The sequence below is a fragment of the Bacillus cereus group sp. BfR-BA-01331 genome, assembly GCF_022663915.1.
Lineage (GTDB): Bacteria > Bacillota > Bacilli > Bacillales > Bacillaceae_G > Bacillus_A > Bacillus_A mycoides.
The window spans coordinates 17,179-40,852 of the sequence record NZ_JAKUGJ010000002.1; the positions used below are offsets into that span (position 1 = coordinate 17,179).

Genomic DNA, 23,674 nt, shown 5'->3' on the forward strand with positions numbered 1-23,674 from the left:
CCCTCATCCTCATATTACAGCTTGTTGTATGCATCAATTCTTAATTAATCCCTAATTATTAGCAGGGATTCAGTTTCTTTCAACGAAATTAACATAAATATACAGCATTCTTTCTAATCACAAAGTTAGCTTTATCTTTACTAACCATTATACTAAAACATTCATTCTAAAAAAATTTTTATGAGGTGAAAACATGAACAAAACAGAATTAGTTAAAAATGTAGCACAATCAGCTGATATTTCTCAAAAGGATGCTTCTGCAGCTGTACAATCCGTATTTGATACAATTGCTAATGCATTACAATCTGGCGATAAAGTGCAACTAATCGGCTTTGGAACTTTTGAAGTGCGTGAAAGATCTGCTCGTACAGGGCGTAATCCGCAAACTGGAGAAGAAATTCAGATTGCTGCTGGTAAAGTTCCAGCATTTAAAGCAGGAAAAGAATTAAAAGAAGCTGTTAAATAAACAAGAAACCAGCCATTTTATAGGCTGGTTTCTTGTTTATTGTTTATTTAAGCAGTTCCTTTATATTCTCTGCATGATACACTTCACAAATATAAAATACACATTTGCAGTTACTTACAATTTGATATTTTCTAGTTGGATAAACATTCGCCGCAACAGAACATCCATCAAACAATTCGATAATATTTCCAGATGGCTGATATCCTTCATATAATACGTTTCTTCTTATTTCCATCTTTTCTATAAGGTTTTCAACAGGAATATTTCCACTCTCTAATTCACTCTTTATTGTATCCGGTAAAAACGAAGTGTCCGCAAAAATTAGATTTTCAGATAATACCTTACCTTTATAACTAACATTGGATACGCGGTAAAGAAATGTTCCATTATTATCAAAGAAATTCTTTGCTTCTTTCGGAATGTATTGTCTATCAAGAGCTTCCTGTTCAAGTACATCAAACTGAACTGTATCTTTTACAAGTTTTTCTAAAGCTAGAATAGATGACGTATTTCTAGAAAACAACATATCTTTAATTGCCTGTACATTATAAGTTAATTCAGTTTTTCTATTTTCCGCTACTAACATGAGGAACACCTCTTCTATAAGAATTTTTATTAAAAATTAACGATGATTTAATAGCAATCCCGCGTCTAACTGCGTAATTTCAGTTACTTCTTTACTAAATATTGCAATGGAAGCCATATAATCTAAACTAGGTCTTACATCTTCCATCATTGTATTTTCTGCTAACTCTTGTCTATCTTTAAAAACCAACAATTTTGGAGGGTCATTTGGAGCTGATACTGTAATTTCTACTGGTGGGATCAATAGTCCTTCACCTGTCGCTTTCAGCACTGCTTCTTTTCGAGTCCAATATGTTAAAAATCCTTCTAGTCGCTGCTCATCAGGTAACTTCATAACTTGTGCTATTTCAATGTCTGTTAATACGCCCTCTGCCATTTTCATAACATCTACATTTGGATTCATTTGCTCAACATCAACACCAACAGGTGCAGATTTAGTAAATGCAACAACAACCCACTCACCCGAATGTGAGACTGATATTTGCGGCATACCTTCTGGTAATTGAGGTCTACCGTGTTGTAACTTACATACTGGACACATTCGATCAATCGGTACTTGAACTGGCGACATAGAAAGTATCTTTCCAAGAACTAACCTACTAATTACACAACCTATTATAAAACGTGCACGATCTGCTGAATGGTGATATGAATTTGCTTTCTCTCGCTCTACATCATTTAGTAAATTGTTATGCCATAATTGTAAATCTGAAATTTTCGCCCACCATATTTGACAACTATTCTCATTAAGAGTTAGTACAGAATCTACAACTTTACTCTCTATCATGTAAACTCTCTCCTTTTAAATGCCAATATCACTTTATTTTAAAAGAGTATTAGCATGCTACAACTCATTCATTTACAACTTCTTTCTCTTTTTGTAATACAGATAACGGCTTTTTATTCTTCTTTGACATTACCTCTTTATCGGAAATACGTAAAGAAAATAGTAATGCTATGAGTAAAAATATTGCTGATCCAATTAATGCTGCTTGATATGGTAAGAAATCTGACTGTGCATTATTCTGTACGCTATTACTTCCAAAACCAGATAGTATACTAGCTAAAATAGCAACTCCTATTGCAGATCCTAATCGGTTTTGCACATTGAATATAGTAGTTGCTCTCCCCATAGAAGGTGGTGCAATATTGTTAAAAGCAGAAAATTGAACCGCACCGACAGATTGACCTAAGAAAATACCAATGCCAAACAATAGTGCCCGAATTTGCCATGGATTCGTATCATGATTTACAAAACTTAATAAAATAAAGATAACCGCCGTACTTACTAATCCAATAGAGATTACCTTTCGAGCTCCTAATTTCTTATATGACCATGGCACAATCTGTGAAGAAATCATTAATCCAATCGCCTCTGGGAATGTCGTAAGACCGGATTCCAGCGCGGAAACTCCTATTACATTTTGATACATAAGCGGAAAAATAAATAACATTCCTAGTAAACCAGCTGATGAAAACAACGAAATAAGACTCATTTTTCTAAAGACCGGTTCTTTTAATAAGCGTAAATCTAACATCGGTTGCTTTACTTTCAGTTCTACAATAATAAACAATGTAATGAACACAATCCCAGCTATCCCAGTACTTATTATTTCTGGAGAAACCCAACCTTTTGACGGGCCTTGACTGAGTGCATAGATGAGCATCGCAAAACCTGGTGCTGAAAGAACAAAACCGAGAGAATCAAAACGACCAGCCGATTTTTCAATATGCTCTGCTAAAAATAGAAGTCCAAAGAGCAACGCAATGATACCAAACGGCAGATTAATATAAAATGCCCAGCGCCAAGACATTTGATCTACAAAGAAACCACCAATAATTGGTCCGATCGCTGGTGCTACAGCAATTGGAAGTACAATAAATCGAGAAATTTTTGGTCTTTCCTCTGGTGAAAATGTTCGGAATAACATCGCCATCCCGACTGGTGTTAAAAGCCCGCCGCCAGCACCTTGAATGATACGAAAAATGTTTAATGAAGTAATATCATTCGCAATTCCACATAATGCAGATGCAATTGTAAAAACGAAAAGGGCAGTTAAAAATACTTTTTTCGTACCAAAACGATCGCCTAACCAACCAGAAATCGGAAGAAAAACAGCTAAGCTAACTAAATACCCAACATTTACTGTCCCCATTGCAGATGGGGGCACTTGCAGTTCTTTACTTATCGTTTGCAGTGCTACATTCACAATCGTTGCATCCATCGCAGCCATAAACATCGCTGTTATATAAACGATGCTTACAACTACTTTTGGATTTATTTTTACTTTCATTATTGTTTTCCTACTAATATTTTTTCGCTAATTTGATTTTTTTTCGGCTCTAAATCATTCCAGTTAACTTCAACGTAGTCTAAGCAAACTTGTCTGCTAGCTTCTTCATGTACGACATTCCATCCAATTGGTACATCAAGAAAGGCAGGCCAGAGAGAATACTGGCCCTCCTCATTCATTAATACTTTATATGTGTAATTATCATTTTCAAATGGATTCGTCATACTTTACTTACCCCTTTCTTATTCTGCAAATATTTCGCTAGCACTTGTCCAATTTCTGTAAGTGGACCTGGCTGACATAAATCTTTATGTCTACAATCAATATCATGCTGCACGATTTCCCCGTCTAAATAATTTAGCCACGTATTTGGAGAAATAGGGTCAAACCAGTCTGGTATAACAGTAGATCTAAAGAATAAAATATCCCCGTTATAAACTTTTGGCACGTATTTCCCTAACAACCCTACTGAATTCACATATGTCTCTTTCAAGTTTAAAATAGTCTCTTCCTCAAGACTTGCTAATGCACTTCCATCTTTGCGAAGTATTGCAACCGCACTTTCCATAGTAAGTGGTTTACCATCCATGTTATCTGGATCATATCCACCTAAAGCAAGTAATGCGATTAACGCTTCTTCTTCAGTAGGTGCTTCCGTATTCGGTAAGAAGTGACCAGGATACGAATCCAGCATAACGAGTAATTCTACTTCTTCCCCTTCATTTTGAAGTTGCGCCGCCATAGCATGAACAACATTTCCTCCAAGCGACCATCCGAGTAAACGATACGGTCCGTGAGGCTGTATTTCACGAACGTGTTTTAAATAATCCGCTGCCATCTCCTCTAAGCTTTTTGGAAGTTCTTCATTTTCAGCGATACCACGTGCTTGTACACCATAGATTGGATAATCTGTTCCTAAAGATTTCATAAGTCCTGCATAACACCAACTTAATCCACCTGCTGGATGTACACAAAATAGTGGTAATTGATCTCCGCTTGCTCGTAATGGAAGCAACACATCAAGTGCACTTTGACCATTCCCCATTTCAAGTCTTTCAGCAAGACCTGCAACAGTAGGTGCTGCAAATAAAGTTCCGATATTCAGTTCAACCCCAAGTGCCTCTTTAATACGGCTCATCAGCTGCACCGCAAGAAGTGAATGACCACCAAGATCAAAGAATCCATCATCAATTCCAATTTGAGACACACTTAAAACTTCTGTAAACAAGTCGCATAGCATTTCTTCTTGCGGCGTTCTTGGTCCGCGGCTAGAAGATGATGCAATAAATTCTGGAGCTGGCAATGCCTTTCTATCTAATTTACCGTTTGGAGTTAAAGGTAACTCATTTACTACTACAAAAGCGTACGGAACCATGTAATCTGGTAAACTACCTCCTGCATGCTGACGCATTTCATTCGTATCAATCGTTTCATTATTTGATGCGACGATATAAGAAACTAATCGTTTATCCCCTGGTTGATCTTCCCGTACAATAACTGCTACTTGTTCAACTTTAGGATGTTTCATTATGACCGCTTCTATTTCCCCTAATTCAATTCGGAATCCACGAATTTTAATTTGATGATCTGCACGTCCTATATAATCTAACGTCCCATCTTGACGCCAGCGCGCTAGGTCCCCTGTACGATACATTCTTGTACCTGGCTTCCCAAATGGATCTGCGATAAAACGTTCAGCAGTTAATCCTGCTCTTCCTAAATATCCACGAGCCAGTCCAGCGCCTGCAACATACATTTCTCCAACTACTCCAGGTGGCATCGGTTGTAAATAGTTATCTAATACGTATACTTTAAGATCCGGTATACTGCACCCGATTAAACTATTTGCCCGTAAAGAGACGATGCTCTCATCTAATTCAATATAACTAACATGTACCGTCGTCTCCGTTATACCGTACATATTAATAAGCTTCGGTGAGTTTTGAGGATGACGACTATACCAATCTTCTAATCGACTTAGTTCAAGTGCTTCTCCTCCAAACACAACATATCGTAAAGATAATTTCTGACCAATCTCTTCATTTTCGCGATCGGCTTGCATCAATTGATAGAACGCTGATGGCGTTTGGTTTAAAACAGTCACCTTTTCCTTAACAAGCAGTTGTAAAAATTCTTTCGGCGAGCGACTTACAGTATGTGGTACTACGACTAGACGCCCTCCATATAATAAAGGTCCCCAAATTTCCCAAACTGAGAAATCAAAAGCGTATGAATGGAACATCGTCCACACATCTTCTGCGTCAAATTGGAACCAATGATCAGTTGCTCCTAAAAGTCTTACTACATTTTGATGAGGTATCATAACGCCTTTCGGTCTACCTGTTGAGCCTGACGTATAAATAACATAAGCAATATGTGAAGGAGATAACGGCTTAATGCGCTCCATTTCATCAATATTATCTTCACTATATTTCTCAATTTCTTCTATTACTTTCACATCATCAACTAAAATCTGTAGTGCCTCATCACATTCAACTTCCACATCTGAATTTGTTAAAACACATGATGGTTTCGCATCGCGTAGCATAAATGAAATACGATCTGACGGATAATCCGGATCTAACGGAAGGTATCCCGCACCAGCTTTAAGAACAGCTAGTAAGCTTACAACCATGTTTAAAGATCTCGGCATCGCTAAAGCAACGAGTTGATCAGGACCGATTCCTTTCGCTATTAACAAACGAGCTATTTTATTCGCTTTTCTATTTAACTCTTCATAAGTTAGCTTTTCATCTTCAAAGACGACAGCAATAGAATTTTGATTTACATGAGCCTGCTTTTCAAATAATTGTGGCAATGTCATTTCAGGTACAATTTGAAAACCACCATTCCACTTTTCTAAAACTGTATTTCGCTCTGCTAAAGTTAATATTTCTAATCTACCAATTGATTGATCCGGATGTTTCTCTGCATCATCTAATAATAGAATGAATCGTTCTATTAGTTTTTGAACCGTTTCACGTTTATATAAATCGGTACTAAACTCTAACAATCCGTGTAAGCCATTTGGCGTACCATCAGCTCCATTACTTTCACTAATCTCAAATGTTAAATCAAATTTTGCAGAACCAACACTTTGAATTTCAAGGCTCGCTTCTAAATCCGGTACATCAAACGTTGCTTCTGGCGTATTTTGGAAAGCTAACATAACTTGAAACAGCGGATGACTATTTCGAGTTCGTACTGGGTTTAACACTTCAACAAGTCGTTCAAATGGAACATCTTGATTTTCATAAGCTGCAAGGTTTACCTGCTTCACTCTATCCAATAATTCTTTAAAGCTTGGATCTCCTGATGTATTTGTACGTAACACTAATGTATTTACAAATAAACCGACTATATCCGAGAGTACATCGTCGTTTCTTCCAGCAATCGGGCTACCTAATGGTATATCAGTTCCAGCACCTAATCTTGTAAATAGTGCACTAAGTCCCGCTTGTAACACCATAAACAAACTAACTCCATTTTTACGACCAAGCTCTACTAACCTACTATGCATACCTTTATCTATATGAAAATGAATTGTTTCTCCGCGATAACTTGTTTCAATTGGACGCTGATAATCTATAGGCAACTCCATTTGATCTGGTAAACCTTTTAATTCCTCTTTCCAAAAATCTAATTGTGTTGAAATAAGACTTTCTGGTGTCTTTTCATCACCTAGTAATTGCTGTTGCCAAAGTGAATAATCTGCGTATTGAACTGGAAGGGTTTCTAATTGAACACTATCACCTTGACATCGTGCTTTATAAGCTACTGTAAAGTCTTTCGTTAACGGTTGTAATGACCAGCCATCTCCTACAATATGATGTAAAAGAATTAGTAATACATGCTCATTTTCACTCACTTTAAAAAGTTGCAAACGAATTGCTGGTTCGATATCAAGATCAAAGCTATATCTTACAGCTTCAGACAGTGTACTTTCTAATTCATCCTTACATGTATTTGTTATAATCATTTTTAAATTCAATTTATCCATTTCTAGAATTCTTTGATATGAACTGCCAAGTGAATTCGGGAAAATCGTTCTAAGTGTTTCGTGTTTCTCAACTACATCATAAAAGGCACCTTGCAGTGCTTCCTCATTCAATTTTCCAGACATACGAATGACTAACGGAATATTATAAGTAGGACTTGGACCTTCTAAACAATTTAAGAACCATAACCTGCGCTGTGCAAATGAAAGTGGAACTTCATTTGGCCTACTTACTTTCTTAATAGCTGGTCTTGCGCTTTTTGCACGATCTAATTGTTTCGCTAATTCAGCAACAGTTGGTGATTCAAATAGCTTTCCGATCCCTAATTCTACACTTAACGTTTCACGAATTCTTGCCATTAAACGAGATGCAAGAAGCGAATGGCCACCCATTTCAAAGAAATTATCATCTATACTAATTCGCGAAACACCAAGTACTTCTGCAAATAAATCACATAGTATTTCTTCTTTCGGATTTCTAGCAACTCTCTCATTGTTCATTCCATTAAAATCAGGAGCAGGTAATTTCTTTCTATCAACCTTACCATTTGGTGTTAATGGTAATTCTTCTAGCACAACAAATGCTGATGGTACCATATAATTCGCTAAACTTTCTGAAACATAAGAGCGAATTTCTGAAAGATGAATCGTTTCCTTCTCTTCGGCAACGATATACGCAATGATTCGTTTATCATTTGGACGATTTTCTCGTACCATTACCACTGCTTGTTGTATATTTTCATGTTGTTGTAAAACCGTTTCAATTTCAGCTAATTCAATCCGGAAACCACGAATTTTAATTTGATGATCTGCACGACTAATGTACTCTAGCACACCATCGTTACGCCATTTCACAAAATCACCGGTGCGATACATACGTGCTCCTGGTTCTCCATAAGGATTTGCAACAAACCGTTCAGCCGTTAACGCTGGTTTTCCTAAATATCCGTTCGCAAGTCCTTCTCCTGCAATATATAATTCACCGATAACTCCAGGTGGAACAGGCTGTAACCCTGCATCCAAAGCGTACACCTCTGTATTCCAAATTGGTCTTCCAATAGGAGGTATACCATTTTCACTGTCATCAATGTTCATGAAAGTAGACCAAATAGTCGTTTCAGTTGGTCCATATAAGTTAGTTATAGAGCAACCTAATTCTTTTAATTTATTTGCTAAATGTGCTGGAAGTGCTTCACCACCAACGAGCAAATTTAACCCTCGTAACCTCTCTGGATATTCAGTTACTAACGCTTGCCAGAGCGTCGGTGTAGCTTGCATAATTGTCGCTCTTTCTTCTAGTAAAAGTGTAGTTAACGCAAAAGGCTCTTGGATTACCTCTTTTTGAGCAATTGTTATACTTGCACCACTAATAAGAGGTAAATAAATTTCTAGAGCAGAAATATCAAACGCAAACGTTGTAACTGCTAATAAATGATCGTTTTCATTTAATGAAAACATATTGTCCATAGCCAATAAAAAGTTACTTAAAGCTCTCATAGGAACAATTACACCTTTTGGATTTCCGGTTGATCCTGAAGTGTAAATTGTATAAGCTGGGTTTAAAAGTGATTCATCATTTTTAAATGGTAGATTCATATGAAAATATGCTTTTAATGCTAGTTCTGTTTCTTCGCTATCTAATTCGATTTTTTTTATATCATTTTCTATAACTAAAGCAGCTGAATGTGTGATGATACACACTGGTTTTGCATCATTTACAATATAATTGATTCGTTCAGCTGGATATTCTGGATCTATCGGTAAATACGCTGCACCAGCCTTTAAAACTGCTAGCATACTAACTACCATTTCTATTGATCGTGGAAACACTAAAGCTACGATCTGATTTGCCCCTATTCCTTCTTCTAATAAATAGTGTGCTAGTTCATTCACTCGTTCATTTAGCTCTTTATACGTAAGTTTTATCCCGTTACAAGTAACTGCTATTTTATTTGAATTTTTTTGTACTTGTTTTTCAAATAATATAGGTAGATTAATTAGCTCTTCAGCTTTCTTCGTTTCATTCCATTCCAATAAAACTTTATGATTTTCTTCGGGAAGAGTAATGTTTATTTTTCCAATCGGCTCGTCTTTGTGATAATTATTTATCACTAATTCTAATAGACTCATAAATCTTTCTTTATGCAATGCTAGTTCCGCGCCGTTATATACTTCCGGATTCGCATCAAAATGAATCATTAACTCATTTTCATCGAAACGTTTATATACATTTATCGATAAATCATCAACAGGTCCTGCTGATAAATTATGTGTAATACCACGATTTCCAGCAAAGTTAAGCCCATAATCAAAAGGCATAACATTCACTAACGGCCCAAACAACCTTTGATTTTCACCTAGTAGCTTTAAGTCTCTTCTTAATTCCTCATGACGGTATTTATGATGACGACGTACGTCTCGAATTTCTTTAGAAACTTGCTGTATTAATTCCGCAAGAGTTATATTTGGAGTTACAGTGAGACGAAGTGGAACTAAATTCATTACCATGCTTGGTGTATGAATAGATACAGAACCAAGACGCCCCATCATCGGTAAACCTAAAACAATATCATTTGCACCTGTTAATTTATGCATGTAAATACTTGTTACGGCTACAACAAATTCGGGCCAACTCGTTAACGAAATATTAATATCTTCTAGTAAAGTTTTCGTACTAGCATTTGATAGATAAGCAGTTTCTCGTAAAAATCCATTTGATGTTCTCGGCGCTCGTTCTGCTAAACTTATAACTTCCGGTTCATCTGCAAACTTTTCTAGCCAAAAAGTACGATCTTCCTGAAATTGTTTAGATTCACGATACTCATTATCTTCTTGTACAATTTTTGCAAGAAAACCAAATGGCTTTTCATTCTTGTTTGTTTCTTCTATAAGTGATGTATACTTATTCGCTACCTTTTGGCTAAGAAGTGAAAATCCATAGCCATCCATCACAATGTGATGGATGCGCTGATACCAAAAGAAACGATTATTTTCAACTTGAATAAGTACTTCAGTAAATAATTTATCCTCTGTTAAATCCACGGGCATAGATAAATCATTTTTCATCCATACTTTAGCAGCTTCTTCAGGATTTTCCTCTTTACGAACGTCAATAAAATGCATATGAAACTTTGACGATTCCTCAATAACTTGCCATGGGCCAATTTCATCCTCTTCGAAACGAACATGAAGTGCTTCTGCTTCTTTTACCACTTTACGTACAGCTAACTCGAAAATTTCTTGATTAATATTTCCGTTTATTTCTATATATTCCCCAGTATTATAAATCGGATTAAGCGGATCTAATTGCTGCGCAAACCACATACCAAACTGCGCAGATGATAACGAATGACGAATCTTTTGACTGTTAGGCATTCTTTACTACCCCTTTATTATGTAGTCTATTTGTTACAGCACTTGTGCTGCTTGTGAAGATAGTAAACGGTACCAATCATCAACAGTTGGACGTTCTGCTAAATCTGCAAAAGTGATTTCTTTCCCTTCGCGACGCCATTTCTCTACTAAACTCATAATTCTGACCGAATCAAGTCCTCTATTTAATAAGTCTTCATCAACTTCAATACTCTCTACTGGCTCACGGAGTAGTTGTGCAACTAGTTCATGTACTTCCTGTAAAGTGATTCCTTCACTGTCATCGCCTTTTACACTTTGTAAATCTTTTAATAGTAAGTTTGTTGATGTCGTTACTGCACATCTATTAGATGCATACTCCAATGCTTGTTTATGATGCTCTAGTGAAAAATCAGCAACTGCATCTGCTACAAAAAATGGCTGGATACCATCCATAAAAGCTTCACAAGCTGTTAAAAGGCAGCCAATATGCGCATAAATACCGCAAATAATAAGTTGATCTCTTCCCTGTTCATTTAAAATTTCTAATAGATTCGTCTTTTTAAATGCACTATATCTCCATTTTGTTAGGAATATATCATCCTCATCTGGAGTAAGTTCATCGACAATTTTCTTTTTATCTGGCCCAGCAGGAATACCGTCACCCCAAAAGTCTTGTAATAACCCTCGTTGTTCCAACGTTTGTCCACCAGGTTGTGCTGTATAAACAACTGGTATACCTAGTTCCTTACATCTTTCTCTTATCACCTTAATATTTGAAATTAGTTCTACTTTTGGCGATTCTGTATCGCTATATGCATCAAGAAAGTATTCTTGCATGTCATGGATTAGAAGAACCGCACGTTTCGGATTTGGCGTCCAATTCACTTTATTTTTTGGTAGTTCTGATTCAATTGGCATTTTATATACTGAAATAGATGGGATAGCCATCTAATCACTTCCTTCCAAATTTTAATAGTTTTTTATCGTTTTACTGTAATAAGTTTTTCAGCAATGGCTTTACGTAATTCTTTTTTGCTTACTTTTCCAACACCTGTTTGCGGGAATGATTCAATAAATTCAATTCGATCTGGAATCTTATAAGCCGCTATACCACGTGCTCTTAAAAACGTTTTTAATTCACTTACAGTTGGAGATTGTCCGCGAGCTATAACAAAAGCGCAAGTACGTTCTCCTAAATAATCGTCAGGCATAGATACAATTGCTACATCATGTACTGCATCATGCGCTAATAGATGATTTTCAACCTCTTCCGCAGCAACCTTCTCACCGCCACGATTAATTTGATCTTTATCTCTGCCTTCTACAATGATGTAACCTTGTTCATTTACTTTCACAAGATCTCCTGTACGATAAAATCCATCCTTTGTAAATGATCTTGCATTATGCTCTTCCGCTTTATAATAGCCACGAATTGTATATGGCCCTCTTGTTAATAAACTTCCTACTTCACCGGGCTTTACATCGTTATCATTTTCATCAACAACCCTTACTTCATCGAATGTAGACATCGGTCTACCTTGTGTATGAATAATGATTTCTTCAGGATCATTTAATCTTGTGTAATTTACTAACCCTTCTGCCATACCGAACACTTGCTGTAACGTACATCCAAATGTAGGGCGTATACGCTTCGCAACTTCGGCACTAAATTTCGCACCGCCTACTTGAATAACTTGCAAGCTCGATAAATCGTCGTTACGAGAAGATACCGCATCAAGCCAAATCATTGCTAATGGTGGAACGAGCGCTGTAATCGTAACTTTTTCTTTTTCTATAAGAGCAAATGACTCATCTGGACTACCTCCAGTTGCCAATACTACTTTTCCAGCCGCATAGAAAGTTCCAAATGTTCCTGGAGAACTCATCGGGTAATTGTGTGCTACTGGAAGAACTGCCATATAGACGCTTTCTGCATTTAAATTACAAATGTCAGCGCTAATACGTAAACTATAAATATAGTCATCATGTGTTCTAGGAATTAATTTAGAAAGTCCTGTCGTCCCTCCTGATAATTGGAGAAACGCAACATCACTTGGCTGAACTTCTGGTAACGGAACGGGATTCATGTAAAGTTCATTTATACTCACAAACTCTTCTTCTTCCCCTACTACGATTACATGTTGTAAAGTAGGCACTTTTTCTTTTACTTCTCTTGCTAGTTTTCGGTAATCAAAGCCGAGAGCCTTGTCTGAAATAACGTAAGCACTCGCCTCACCAAACTCACAAAAATAACTAATTTCACTGCTTCGATGTGAAGGTAGTGCAAAAACAGGAAGCGCTCCAATTCGAAATAGTGCAAAGCATATTTCGAAAAACTCTATAATATTAGGTAACTGGATTACAACTCGATTCTCTTTCTTTATTCCTAAATTCAGTAAACCTGAAGCTAAGCGATCTACCTGTTTATCAAGTTCACTATAGGTTATTTGTGAATTACCACTTACAATCGCAATTTGATCTCCATGTTTTTCAGCGCGTTCTTTTAACATCGAACCAAATGTTTCTCCAAGCCAACACCCTTCTTCTCGATAGCGATTGGCAAATTCTTTTGGCCATTCCGTATAACCTATTAACATTCTTTCTTCCCCCTATTTTTCATTCAGCGAATTATCTCTTAACCCTAAAGCCTTCAACATTGTTTGGAACTTAGCTGATGTTTCTGCTAACTCATCTTCTGGCTTTGATTCAGCAACAACTCCAGCACCTGCATATAAGCGAAGTGTATTCTCTTGCACTTCAGCACAACGAATTGTAACAATCCATTCGCCATCTCCATTTAGATCGCTCCACCCTAACATTCCTGTAAAGAATTCACGGTCAAATGGCTCAATTTTTTGAATAGCCTCTCTTGCTTCTTCCATTGGAGTTCCGCAAACTGCTGGCGTAGGATGAAGAGCAATTGCTAATTGTAAAGAAGAAGTATTTGGATCCTTAAGTTCACCTTTCACTTCTGTAGACAAATGCCACATTGCTTCACTATGAATAACTGATGGTTTTTCTGGCACATGCAATGTATGACAGTACGGACGAAGCGCAGCAGCAACCGCTTCAACTACTACCGCATGTTCATGTAAATCTTTTGGAGAAGAAAGTAATTCTTCTGCTCTTCTTTTATCTTCTACTGGATCCTCACTTCGTGGTCTTGAGCCAGCCAACGGATTTGAAATTACTTGCATACCACTACGTGAAACAAGCAATTCAGGGCTTGCTCCAATTAACGTCTTATTGTTCTCGTTTTCATCTTTCGGTAAATTCACAGCAAATGTATAACCGTGCTTATTATGCTCTGCTAATTCGCGAAGTAGTTTTTGTTGATCAATTTTCTCGGAAAACTTAACATCCAACGATCTAGATAGAACGATTTTCCTTAAATCTCCATCCTGAATTTTTGCTATTCCTTGCTTCACACCATCCATATAAACTTCAGGAGCTGGAACCGGTGTCATTTCAAATGTTAGTTTCTCATTTCGTTTTATCTCATTTGTTGTCTCTAACTGTAAACGCTCAGTAATTCTACTATGTTCTGATACGATAAGTTGAACTTCTTTTCTACGATCAAAAGGCAAAGCACCAACAACGATAGGATTCGGATTTCCGGCTTGTTTTGCATTACTTAATACCGCTTGTACAAGTTCTGGAAAGCTTTCAATTTCACGATGTTTTACTGTAGTAAACTCTCCTTCTGCTAATATTGTTCGAGTTGGTGAAGCGAAAAAGAATGAAGATTCTGTCTTATAATCTTCTAAAAGTTCTTCTGACAGTTCCTTTACGGCTGTAAGTTCATTCATAGTATAATAACCTCCTGAATTTTTTATTAAGCTCCTAATGTAGCTCCGCCATCGACACATAAATTGTGCATTGTAATATGACTTGCTTTATCAGAAGCTAAAAACAATACTGCTTCAGCAATTTCTGAAGGTTGTGCAATTTTTTGTAACGGAATACCGAGTCTATATGTATTTTGAGAACCAGCAATTATATTTTCAGCTCCATTCTCATCAGCCCATAGTAATCTTTGCATTTCAGTTTCAGTAGAACCAGGAGAAACTAAGTTGCAGCGAATATTGTATGCTGCAAGCTCTAATCCTAAACACTTCATAAACATTGTCGTTGCGGCTTTTGATGCAGCGTACGCAGCCATTTCCATTCTCGGAGTATTTGCCGCATTTGAACCAACTGTAACAATTGCCCCTGACTTTCTTTGCATCATATGTTTACTTACTGCTCGAGACATATAGAAAACTCCTGTAGAATTTACAGAGAAGGTTTTATTCCAATCTTCATCACTTAAAGAGTGAATTGGTCCCATACGTAATACCCCTGCAACATTTATTAATATATCTATTGGTGCTATATCATTTTCAATACCGTTTACCATATCTTCAACAGCGGTACTATCACTCACATCTAAATGAAATGTTTTCATACGTGTTTCATTTAATTCATTTCCATTTAATTCATTTTCATTTAAGAGTACGTTTAACCCCTCTTCATTTTGATCAACCGCAATAACTGTAGCTCCTCTTTCTAAAAACATTTTGGCAACAACACTGCCTATACCTTGAGCTGCACCTGTTACTAAAACCGTTTTTCCATCAAATTCCCCTAAGTTCATTTCCTCTATCCTTTCATTTGAAAATTAATTTAATTAAACAAATAGCTATAATGATAACGATTATCACTATCAATGTAAAAAATAATACACTTACTAAACTAATTGGTCAAGTGTACTTTTCATCAAAATATTATTCATTGATAATGTTTTTCATTTAATATTCTTACATCGAAATGATAATCTTTCTCAATAAACTTGTCAACCTATTTTTATTTTTCAGATAAAATATTTTAGTACTTCTCAATACAATTACATCTAAAAGCCTTAATAAGTACTTACATTAAAAAATTTAATTCGTACTCCTCTTTTTAAAATTGAAGAAGATAAACTGTAGATACCTTCATTTACAAAGCCTTACCAAAAACTCAAGTATATATTTTCTCAACATTTTTCTGAAAATATCGAGAAAGTATATCTTGCAATTACCGATGCATGTCGTGTTTATAATTTAAGATTTAATAAGTATTTCGAATATAATATATCAATTTATGATATTCCAATATAATCCAAACGGATACTTTACTCATTTTTTTGCCTCTAGAAAATTCCACATGTTGTAATTCATAAAAAAGCACCCTATTAAATAGGGTGCTTTTTAGTAAACATAGTGTTAAAGAAGATTTATATACTTACGCTACACTGCGATACTCTTCTTCTTTTTCTTTTTTCTGCTTAGGCACTTGGATTAAAAGTGCGATAATAAATGATACGACACATAATACGCCGATCACCATGAAAGTTGGTTTGAATCCACCTAGAACTGCACCGATAAAGGAACCAGCGAGCGCTCCAAATCCAAATCCTTGATACACAATTCCGTAGTTTTTACTATGGTTTTTCATACCGTAGAAATCACCAACGATAGCTGGGAAAATAGTGATATTTCCACCAAAGCAAAACGCTACACTTGCTACACATACGAAGTAGATACCATAATTTAAATCTACGAAACTTAAAACCAAGACTGAAGCTGCCATAGCAACAAATGTACCAGTAACGATTTTTAAACGGCCGATTTTATCTGATAACGGTCCTAAAATAATACGACCTAATGTATTGAAGATTGCAACCATAGCCACCGCATTAGCTGCTGTCGCTGCGCTAAGCCCTACAAGTTGAACACCAATGTCTTTTACCATACCAATTAAGTATAAGCCACTCATACATGATGTAAATAACATAATAAATAATAAGTATACTTGTTTTGTGCCTAACATTTCTTTCGTTGTATATTCCTGAGTTTTTGTTTCATGAACTGCTCCTTGATCTGCAGCTTGATGGATTAAACAAGCGCCAAGGACAATCATAGCTGTAACAATTAACCCCCAGTATATAAACGCTTGTGATACACCAACTGATTCAATTAACTGTGCGTTAATATATTTAAAAATTAAGCTACCCGAACCATATGCAGAGACAGAAATACCAGCAATTAAACCTTTACGCTTTGGAAACCACTTTATTAAATTGGATAATGAAGTGATATATGCTGTACCATCTGCATAACCTACAACAACCCCTGCTAGTACATAAAGCAATATTAATGAGGAAGCTTGTGAACTAAGTATTAATCCTAGTCCTAATGCTAGTCCAGCTATCATAATAAGTTTTCGAAGTCCCCACTTTTCTTGCAATTTACTCGCAAATAAAGTTGAAAACGCTAAGGAAAGACTAGTAATTGAGAAAGTTATAGCAACAGCGTTTAGACTCCAACCATATTTACTAACTAAAGGCTGATTGAATAAACTCCATGTATATATCGTCCCAAGTCCCATTTGTACTATGACTGTGCCAAGGACAACAAGCCATGGATTAACATTTGATTTTTTCATATCATTCCGCCCCCTCTTTCTATTTCAATGCTATTCGCTAAATATGCTTTTTTTATTTTTATTTTCGCCACCTCATTCGACTTAACAACTTCATTGTATAGGATGTTTTCGCTTATGTAAGCACTTACAAGACGGAGCGTCAAAAATATGGAATCAGTTACAGAAAACGAAGGGTGAAATACAAAAAACTACTTGTTAAATACGTAGTAGTTTTTATAATGTTTTACATCAATACGACTTATGTGTGTTTTCATATCCTCTTTTATACAAAGTTATGCGCCCTGTTACACCATGGCTGGACTTCAAAATTTTGATTATCCTATACAAACAAAAAAACACCATATTCTTTTTAACTCTCCAGCTTTATAACATGTTGCGTCTATATTTCTTAATAGAAATCATTTAATAGTCTTGTAATCTGGCTTCTCATTACAATGCTTGTAATCAAAATTCCATCTTTTATACATTTTAACTTCCATATATCTTGTTTTTTTAACGAAACATACAGAATTACAACGTTTTTTTACAATTTTCTACATAAAAACGGAAAATATATAATTCATTTACATAATGTTGCACTTAAATTTTTATTAAACAACAAATATTTTATTGATAAATAAAACTAAACATTCACTAATATATCTATACGTGGTTTAATATATATAATAAACAAACATTTCTGACTTTTATAAGGAGGTACTATGAAAGCAAACGTAGGCGATACTATACTATTTCAACGAAATAACTTAAAGATCACAGCATCTGTACTAAAACTATACACTGAATCGGTCTTAGTTGAAGTTACAGATGTAAGCGGTGGTACTTTTGAATTTGACCGAACAATTGTAAATCATAAAAACTATAAAATTTTAAATGCAAATAAATAAAACAATACAAAATAGCCCCTGCTTAACAGCGGAGGCTATTTTGTATAATAACAATTCATTAATTTATATATCCTAAAACACTAACAATCTTGCTTGCTTTTAAATTATTAATATAATAATAAATTTCTAACCCTCTTCTCTCAGCTCTTAGCACTTTACCTTTCATTTTTGATAAATGCTGCGAAACAGTCGATTGAGGAATATTTAATATTTCTGTTAATTGTGTTACATTACAAGTTTTGCGTGCACTTAATTCATTTACAATTTGTAATCGTATTGGATGTGCCATTATTTTTAAAATATCCACATCTTCTTCAGTTACTAAACTTTTTTTTATCTCGCTCGTATATGTTGTCATAAGACATTCCCCTTTTATTTGAATTCCTTTTTATTAAAATCTGCTTCTAAATAAAATATTATCTCTAATATACAATTAAGACCCTTATATAGAAATAATAGGATTTTGATTATTTAAAAACAGCAATACTATACAATTTCATCTATTTGGTACATATACATAATACAATTTCAATTTGTGCTCTATGTGAAGTTAGCATAAATTTATAATGAAGATTTTTCAAACAATTCACATCTAACTATATACTTCCTCATAATACTATCCAGTGATTTTAACATATTTTAGGCATTTGTATATACTATCTACAAAAGAAATGTTGTTTAGGGGGAATTCAAATGCCAACAATGTTACAAGAAGAAGTTGAAGAAGCGCGCGAAACATATGTCAGTCGTATCATATTGGTCGGCGGATCAGCTTTATTTCTAGTAGGTGGTGTTATATCAGCAATTTCGGCCTTTAAAACGTATAATCGCTTAGAAAATACACCGCCTTCTACAGATAACTCGTAGGTGAATTATGTAGTTTTGAATAAAAAACAAATGCCATCTCTATAATGAGGCGGCATTTGTTTTTTCGTAAGTTCTATACTAGAAAATTGCAAACAATACTTTGAGCATGAATTATAATTGAACTTACTTCACCACAAATCTCGTCTGACTACACCCATCCTTCTGCTTCGTTACTTCTAATACAGCTGGCATTGCGTTTTTCAGTTCTTGAACGTGTGAAATTACACCGATAAATCGGCCTGATTTTTGTAAGTCAATTAAGGCGTCGACTGCTTTCGTTAATGACTCTTCATCTAATGAGCCGAATCCTTCATCGATAAACATCGTTTCGATGGAAATACCACCCTCATACGCTTGAATTACATCTGCCATTCCAAGCGCTAAGCAAAGCGATGCATTAAATTTCTCACCGCCAGATAATGTTTTTACATCGCGTGTTTGGCCAGTGTATGCGTCGTATACATCTAATCCTAATCCACTTTGTCGATTTCTCTTTTCAACTCGTTCGCTTCGTTTTAAATAAAATTGTCCATTTGATAATTTACGTAGTCGTTCGTTCGCAATTTGAACAATTTGTTCTAAATACTCAATTAAGATGTAACGTTCAAAGGATATACGACTATCGTTATCCCCTTTCATTACTTCATATAAATCAACAAGTTCTTGGAATGCTTTTTCTTCCTCATGAATTTGTTCATCAATTCGTTTAATATTTTCATGTAAATCCGTAATATATGATACGGCGTTTTGAGCACGTTGTCGTTTTTCTTTAATAATATCAAGGCTAATTTCCAATTCTTTCACTTGCTCATCTAATGAAGAAATGTCCATATACTCTTTATCTTTTAAGTCTGCTTTTAATTCTTCAATTTGTTTTGTAAGTACTTCTAGAGATGAGTAATAACTTTGGATTTCTTGTTGTAACTTATCCATCTCAGCATCATTTAATTTGGATTCTTTATATGTTAATTGATCTGTAAATCCGCTTTGTTCTAGCTCTTTCATAAAGCGTGTGAACGTCTCTTCTTTCTTCTCTTTTGCACTATTAAATTGATTAGAAGCATTATCATGTTCTGCTTGAATACGTATATTTTCATTTTGCCAATGTTGATACGCCTCTTGTACTTTCTCCCATTCATCTTCCATTAACCTAAGTTCTTGCAGAGCTTGGTCAAACTGTACTTTCCAAGCTTGTACCGTTTGCAAGCTTTCCGGAATATTTTGCTTATCATGTTCATATGACGTACGAAGCTGCATACACTCCATTTCAGTACGGTGCTGCACAGTTTCTACTTCACGCTTTTGTTTCTGGAGTTCTTCTACTTTTTCTTCTACGCTTTTTATATTCACAGCAATTTGCTTACGCGTTTCTTCACTTGCTTTTAACGCATTAACTTCTGCTGCTAATTGCTTTCCTTTTTGAACGAGCGCACTATATGTTTCTACTAATTCTTCTGAGCGATAGCCTCGCTTTAGCACTTCTTCTATCACTTGTTCATATTGAACTCGATAGAAATTCCACTTTTCTTCTAATTGAACATGTAATTTTTCCGCAATATTTTTCTTTTCTCTTAGCTCATTTAACTCTTTTTCATCAATTGCATTACTTTGCTCTGTAGCTTTTTTCGGGTGGTCCATACTACCACATACTGGACAAGATTCACCATCATGTAAATGAAGAGCTAATATACCAGCTTGTTCACTTAACCAGCGGCGTTCCATATTTTCATATGTACTAACTGCCTGTTGCATCTTATGAAACGCACTTTCTTTTTCTAGCTCGTATTTTTGTTTTTCTTGCCATACATCATATGCCTGCTTTAATACTTTTGCATCTTCTCGCATATTCGTTAGTTCTTCTACTTTAGCTACATATTGTTCAAGCGCTGCTTCTAATTGCTGTAATTCGCCAGACATTCTTTGTTTTTCATTTTTATGCGCTTCTAGTTGTTCATCTAACTTTTGCATACCTTCTTTTAATTTTCCTATTTGAATTTCAGCATTTTGCAAATTTAACTTTTTCTCAGCTAATGATGCAATAATTGGCTGTAACTCTTCTAGTCTTTGAACTTGTTTTTTAGCATTTTCTCGCTCGGATGCCTTATTCTTTAATGCTTCATATTTCTCCTGAGCAAGTGCAAAACTGTTCATTATATGCTCTTTTTTTGCGATTATCTGTTTTAACAAACTTTCAGACTGCTGTTCATATTGCATCGCTTCCTCATACCATTGCTCAAATGGTAATAATCGCTTCGCCTGTTCCGCATGTTTAAAAGATTTTTCTTTCATTTCGATTACGGCACGGTTTTCTTGTAAAATACTGTACTTCTCATTCTTTTGTTCTAAATCTTTGAATTTCTCATTTACAGCTTTTGCTGCATGAAAACGTTCCTCTGCTTCTTTTAATTGTTTCGTTTTGTCATTTTGTTCTAAGTGTAATTGCTCAACCTCTGCATTGTACCAAATTGTTTCTTGTTCTAATGCCTCTACTACTTGATGTGTATTTACATGCTCTTGCTCCACTAATGCCTCTAATAATGCTCCATCACGTATTGGTAATTTAAATACATTACGGAAATATAGCTCACGTTCTTTTTGTTTTTCTTGTAAGACGTCTTTCCATTGTTTACGCTTTTGATCTAATATCTCACGCATTAATTTATAACGATCTGTTTTAAAAATACGGCGTAGTATTTCTTCTTTATTTTCCGTTTCAGATGTTAATAATTTTCGGAACTCTCCTTGCGGTAACATGACAATTTGGCTAAATTGATGTTTACTTAACCCAATTAAATCTTCAACTTTTTTATTTACATCCGTTACATGAAAACGATCGACACATGGAACTTTTTCCTCATCAATTACTTCATATAATTCGACTGCATGTCCTGTAATTGTTTTATTTCCTTGTTTTTTATGGCCTAGTTGTCGTTTAATTTCATAACTTTTTCCTTTTAATTGAAAAGTTAATTCCACACTTGTATAAACATCATCATCAGCAAATTGGCTACGAAGCATGTTAGTATCACTGCGCTCTTCTCCACTAGCTTCTCCATATAATACATAACAAATTGCATCAAAAATCGTTGTCTTTCCAGCTCCTGTATTTCCAGAAATAGCGAAAATACGATGCTCACCAAGATCTTTAAAATCGATTATTTCTTTCTGTTTATATGGACCAAACGCGGTCATTATAAGCTGAATCGGTCTCACCCTCGCTCACCTTCCCGTTCTTGCACTGTTTGCAAAACATCTAAAAATAGACGTTCTTTCTCTTCTGATAAATCTAGCCCTTTCATTTCTTTATAAAATGCTTTTAAAAGAGATAAATCATCCGTTTTATGTCTTGAAACAGTTACTTCATTTTCATCTGTGAACTCTCGTCTTTGAATAGATCTTTCAACATGCATTGCATTTGGGTATACAGAACGTATTTTTTCCATTGGCTGCAAGACAGGATTTTCATCTAATAATTTCACAAACACATAATCTTCACTCACTGGATGAAGCAATAAATCGTCTATTTTCGCTTCTACTGTACGCATTTTACGACGTGGTGTAAGTAAACGTTTTTCAATTGTTGTTTCACCTTTTTCATCCAGTTCCACAATATAATATCCTTTTTTATGCTTTTCTTCAGAAATAGAATATGCAAGTGGTGAACCTGAATAACGAATTGTCTCATTACGTACAAAATGCGCTTGATGTAAATGGCCAAGCGCCGTGTAATGAAACTTATCAAAATAATGGCTATTTACATATTCAGCACCACCAATTGAAAGTGGTCGTTCCGCATCACTCGTATTTTCCTCTGCCTCTCCTGAAGAAGTTACAAATGCATGTCCTACAAATATGTGTCTCGCTTCTTTATCCATCGTTTCAGAGAGTTCGTTCATAAAAATACGCATCGCATCATCATGAGAACGAACATCTTCATTTTTCAATATATGTCTAACAATACTTGGATCTGCATACGGAACGAGATGGAAATGGACCTCTCCGTATTCATCATTTAAAACAACAGGATTGTATGGAAACTGGAATTGTCCAACAATATGTAATCCTTGTTTTTTCATTAAATTACTACCAAAATGTATGCGGTCCGGACTATCGTGGTTTCCTGCAACTGCAATTATTGGTGTTTGTAAATCAATAACTATCTTTTGTAATACATCATTTAATAAGTCTACTGCTTCTGTAGGTGGAATTGCTCGGTCATATAAATCTCCTGCAATAATTACAGCATCCGGTTTTTCCTCTTCAACAGCTTGTACAAACTGATCTAACACAATTTTTTGATCTTCAGTCATATATACACCATGAACAAGCTTACCTAAATGCCAATCCGCTGTATGAAAAAACTTCATATTACCCTTCTCCTTTTAGTTTACTGATTGTAGTGAAACAAGCTGATAGTTTAGTGTAGTTTTTCCGTTCTCCCATTCTAACTTTTGGACAATTGCACTACCGATTCTTTCTTCGTTTGATTTATATAAAGACAATATTTCTTGAATAGTAAATAGATGATAACCATCTAAAATTAATTGAAATAAATTATCTTCTATATGTAATCTTACTTCTTTTTCATTTGAAATAATTTTTGTATGCATCTCAAATTTCATGCTAGATACAACCCCTTTTTTCTAATCTCTACATTTTAATAGTATAGTGGTCATGCAAGATTGACAAGTAAATACACCGCGATGTACATACTTTTTTAATTATAAATATTTTATGTTTTTTTGTATAAAATACG

At 35.2% G+C, this 23,674-nt stretch carries 17 protein-coding genes; 3 read left to right on the forward strand and 14 right to left on the reverse strand.

Translation table 11 applies throughout. The features are described 5' to 3' along the window. Positions 1-193: 193 nt before the first annotated feature. Complete coding sequence (locus tag MR155_RS04325; protein WP_002012780.1) at positions 194-466, forward strand: HU family DNA-binding protein; 273 nt, start codon at positions 194-196, stop codon at positions 464-466. A 43-nt stretch (positions 467-509) separates the two neighbouring features. Here MR155_RS04325 and MR155_RS04330 read toward each other — a convergent pair whose 3' ends face one another. The 10 genes from MR155_RS04330 to MR155_RS04375 all read right to left on the reverse strand — a co-directional run bounded on the left by MR155_RS04330 (position 510) and on the right by MR155_RS04375 (position 17,164). Continuing rightward, entirely contained in the window at positions 510-1,052 is a 543-nt protein-coding gene (locus MR155_RS04330) for a cold-shock protein (RefSeq protein ID WP_219302215.1), read from the reverse strand. Between the two features lie 36 nt (positions 1,053-1,088). After that, a complete protein-coding gene (gene sfp, locus MR155_RS04335) occupies positions 1,089-1,838 on the reverse strand; it encodes a 4'-phosphopantetheinyl transferase Sfp (protein WP_219302214.1) in 750 nt (249 codons plus the stop codon). A 64-nt stretch (positions 1,839-1,902) separates the two neighbouring features. Continuing rightward, complete coding sequence (locus MR155_RS04340) at positions 1,903-3,345, reverse strand: MDR family MFS transporter (protein ID WP_219302213.1); 1,443 nt, start codon at positions 3,343-3,345, stop codon at positions 1,903-1,905. Further along, positions 3,345-3,569: an MbtH family protein gene (locus tag MR155_RS04345; protein WP_002136206.1), complete on the reverse strand. Its 225-nt coding sequence runs from the start codon at positions 3,567-3,569 to the stop codon at positions 3,345-3,347. The genes MR155_RS04340 and MR155_RS04345 overlap by 1 nt, the downstream gene beginning before the upstream one ends. Continuing rightward, positions 3,566-10,717: an amino acid adenylation domain-containing protein gene (locus tag MR155_RS04350; RefSeq protein ID WP_242308342.1), complete on the reverse strand. Its 7,152-nt coding sequence runs from the start codon at positions 10,715-10,717 to the stop codon at positions 3,566-3,568. The genes MR155_RS04345 and MR155_RS04350 overlap by 4 nt, the downstream gene beginning before the upstream one ends. Positions 10,718-10,750: 33 nt before the next feature. Beyond that, positions 10,751-11,644, reverse strand: a complete 894-nt coding sequence (locus MR155_RS04355) for an isochorismatase family protein (RefSeq protein ID WP_002136203.1) — start codon at positions 11,642-11,644, stop codon at positions 10,751-10,753. Between the two features lie 32 nt (positions 11,645-11,676). Continuing rightward, entirely contained in the window at positions 11,677-13,293 is a 1,617-nt protein-coding gene (locus MR155_RS04360) for a (2,3-dihydroxybenzoyl)adenylate synthase (protein WP_219302211.1), read from the reverse strand. A gap of 12 nt (positions 13,294-13,305) precedes the next feature. Beyond that, positions 13,306-14,505, reverse strand: a complete 1,200-nt coding sequence (gene dhbC / locus MR155_RS04365; protein ID WP_219302210.1) for an isochorismate synthase DhbC — start codon at positions 14,503-14,505, stop codon at positions 13,306-13,308. A 26-nt stretch (positions 14,506-14,531) separates the two neighbouring features. Continuing rightward, positions 14,532-15,332: a 2,3-dihydro-2,3-dihydroxybenzoate dehydrogenase gene (gene dhbA, locus MR155_RS04370; protein WP_242308344.1), complete on the reverse strand. Its 801-nt coding sequence runs from the start codon at positions 15,330-15,332 to the stop codon at positions 14,532-14,534. A 629-nt stretch (positions 15,333-15,961) separates the two neighbouring features. Continuing rightward, positions 15,962-17,164, reverse strand: coding sequence for an L-lactate MFS transporter (locus MR155_RS04375; protein WP_113937825.1), 1,203 nt, complete (start codon positions 17,162-17,164; stop codon positions 15,962-15,964). 701 nt (positions 17,165-17,865) lie between these two features. On the opposite strand from MR155_RS04375, the gene MR155_RS04380 reads away from it, so the two are divergent. Then, on the forward strand, positions 17,866-18,051 hold the full coding sequence (locus tag MR155_RS04380) for a YkvS family protein (RefSeq protein WP_002012762.1): 186 nt from the start codon (positions 17,866-17,868) through the stop codon (positions 18,049-18,051). 58 nt (positions 18,052-18,109) lie between these two features. Here the strand turns inward: MR155_RS04380 and MR155_RS04385 are convergent, their stop codons facing one another. After that, positions 18,110-18,409, reverse strand: coding sequence for an ArsR/SmtB family transcription factor (locus MR155_RS04385; RefSeq protein WP_097832019.1), 300 nt, complete (start codon positions 18,407-18,409; stop codon positions 18,110-18,112). Positions 18,410-18,744: 335 nt separating this feature from the next. On the opposite strand from MR155_RS04385, the gene MR155_RS04390 reads away from it, so the two are divergent. Then, positions 18,745-18,918 (forward strand): hypothetical protein, encoded by a 174-nt coding sequence (locus MR155_RS04390; RefSeq protein WP_001142748.1) that lies wholly within the window; start codon positions 18,745-18,747, stop codon positions 18,916-18,918. A gap of 123 nt (positions 18,919-19,041) precedes the next feature. Here MR155_RS04390 and MR155_RS04395 read toward each other — a convergent pair whose 3' ends face one another. From MR155_RS04395 to MR155_RS04405, 3 genes are read right to left on the reverse strand one after another with little or no spacing between them, the layout of a single operon-like run. Further along, the gene (locus tag MR155_RS04395; protein WP_242308354.1) at positions 19,042-22,131 is read right to left on the reverse strand and encodes an AAA family ATPase; all 3,090 of its coding nucleotides are present in this window, start codon (positions 22,129-22,131) and stop codon (positions 19,042-19,044) included. After that, the gene (locus MR155_RS04400; RefSeq protein ID WP_002012752.1) at positions 22,128-23,285 is read right to left on the reverse strand and encodes an exonuclease SbcCD subunit D; all 1,158 of its coding nucleotides are present in this window, start codon (positions 23,283-23,285) and stop codon (positions 22,128-22,130) included. Before MR155_RS04400 ends, MR155_RS04395 begins: the two co-directional genes overlap by 4 nt. 15 nt (positions 23,286-23,300) lie before the next feature. Beyond that, complete coding sequence (locus tag MR155_RS04405) at positions 23,301-23,540, reverse strand: DUF2584 family protein (protein ID WP_242308356.1); 240 nt, start codon at positions 23,538-23,540, stop codon at positions 23,301-23,303. Positions 23,541-23,674 lie beyond the last annotated feature (134 nt).

What these genes read in the sequence shown, in the direction of transcription:
- MR155_RS04345 (WP_002136206.1), bottom strand. Translation starts at nt 3,569, where the DNA reads ATGACGAATCCATTTGAAAATGATAATTACACATATAAAGTATTAATG.
- MR155_RS04390 (WP_001142748.1), top strand. Translation starts at nt 18,745, where the DNA reads ATGCCAACAATGTTACAAGAAGAAGTTGAAGAAGCGCGCGAAACATAT.
- MR155_RS04375 (WP_113937825.1), bottom strand. Translation starts at nt 17,164, where the DNA reads ATGAAAAAATCAAATGTTAATCCATGGCTTGTTGTCCTTGGCACAGTC.
- MR155_RS04385 (WP_097832019.1), bottom strand. Translation starts at nt 18,409, where the DNA reads ATGACAACATATACGAGCGAGATAAAAAAAAGTTTAGTAACTGAAGAA.
- MR155_RS04340 (WP_219302213.1), bottom strand. Translation starts at nt 3,345, where the DNA reads ATGAAAGTAAAAATAAATCCAAAAGTAGTTGTAAGCATCGTTTATATA.
- dhbA (WP_242308344.1), bottom strand. Translation starts at nt 15,332, where the DNA reads ATGAACTTAGGGGAATTTGATGGAAAAACGGTTTTAGTAACAGGTGCA.
- MR155_RS04400 (WP_002012752.1), bottom strand. Translation starts at nt 23,285, where the DNA reads ATGAAGTTTTTTCATACAGCGGATTGGCATTTAGGTAAGCTTGTTCAT.
- MR155_RS04380 (WP_002012762.1), top strand. Translation starts at nt 17,866, where the DNA reads ATGAAAGCAAACGTAGGCGATACTATACTATTTCAACGAAATAACTTA.
- dhbC (WP_219302210.1), bottom strand. Translation starts at nt 14,505, where the DNA reads ATGAATGAACTTACAGCCGTAAAGGAACTGTCAGAAGAACTTTTAGAA.
- MR155_RS04325 (WP_002012780.1), top strand. Translation starts at nt 194, where the DNA reads ATGAACAAAACAGAATTAGTTAAAAATGTAGCACAATCAGCTGATATT.
- MR155_RS04405 (WP_242308356.1), bottom strand. Translation starts at nt 23,540, where the DNA reads ATGAAATTTGAGATGCATACAAAAATTATTTCAAATGAAAAAGAAGTA.
- MR155_RS04350 (WP_242308342.1), bottom strand. Translation starts at nt 10,717, where the DNA reads ATGCCTAACAGTCAAAAGATTCGTCATTCGTTATCATCTGCGCAGTTT.
- MR155_RS04355 (WP_002136203.1), bottom strand. Translation starts at nt 11,644, where the DNA reads ATGGCTATCCCATCTATTTCAGTATATAAAATGCCAATTGAATCAGAA.
- MR155_RS04330 (WP_219302215.1), bottom strand. Translation starts at nt 1,052, where the DNA reads ATGTTAGTAGCGGAAAATAGAAAAACTGAATTAACTTATAATGTACAG.
- MR155_RS04360 (WP_219302211.1), bottom strand. Translation starts at nt 13,293, where the DNA reads ATGTTAATAGGTTATACGGAATGGCCAAAAGAATTTGCCAATCGCTAT.
- sfp (WP_219302214.1), bottom strand. Translation starts at nt 1,838, where the DNA reads ATGATAGAGAGTAAAGTTGTAGATTCTGTACTAACTCTTAATGAGAAT.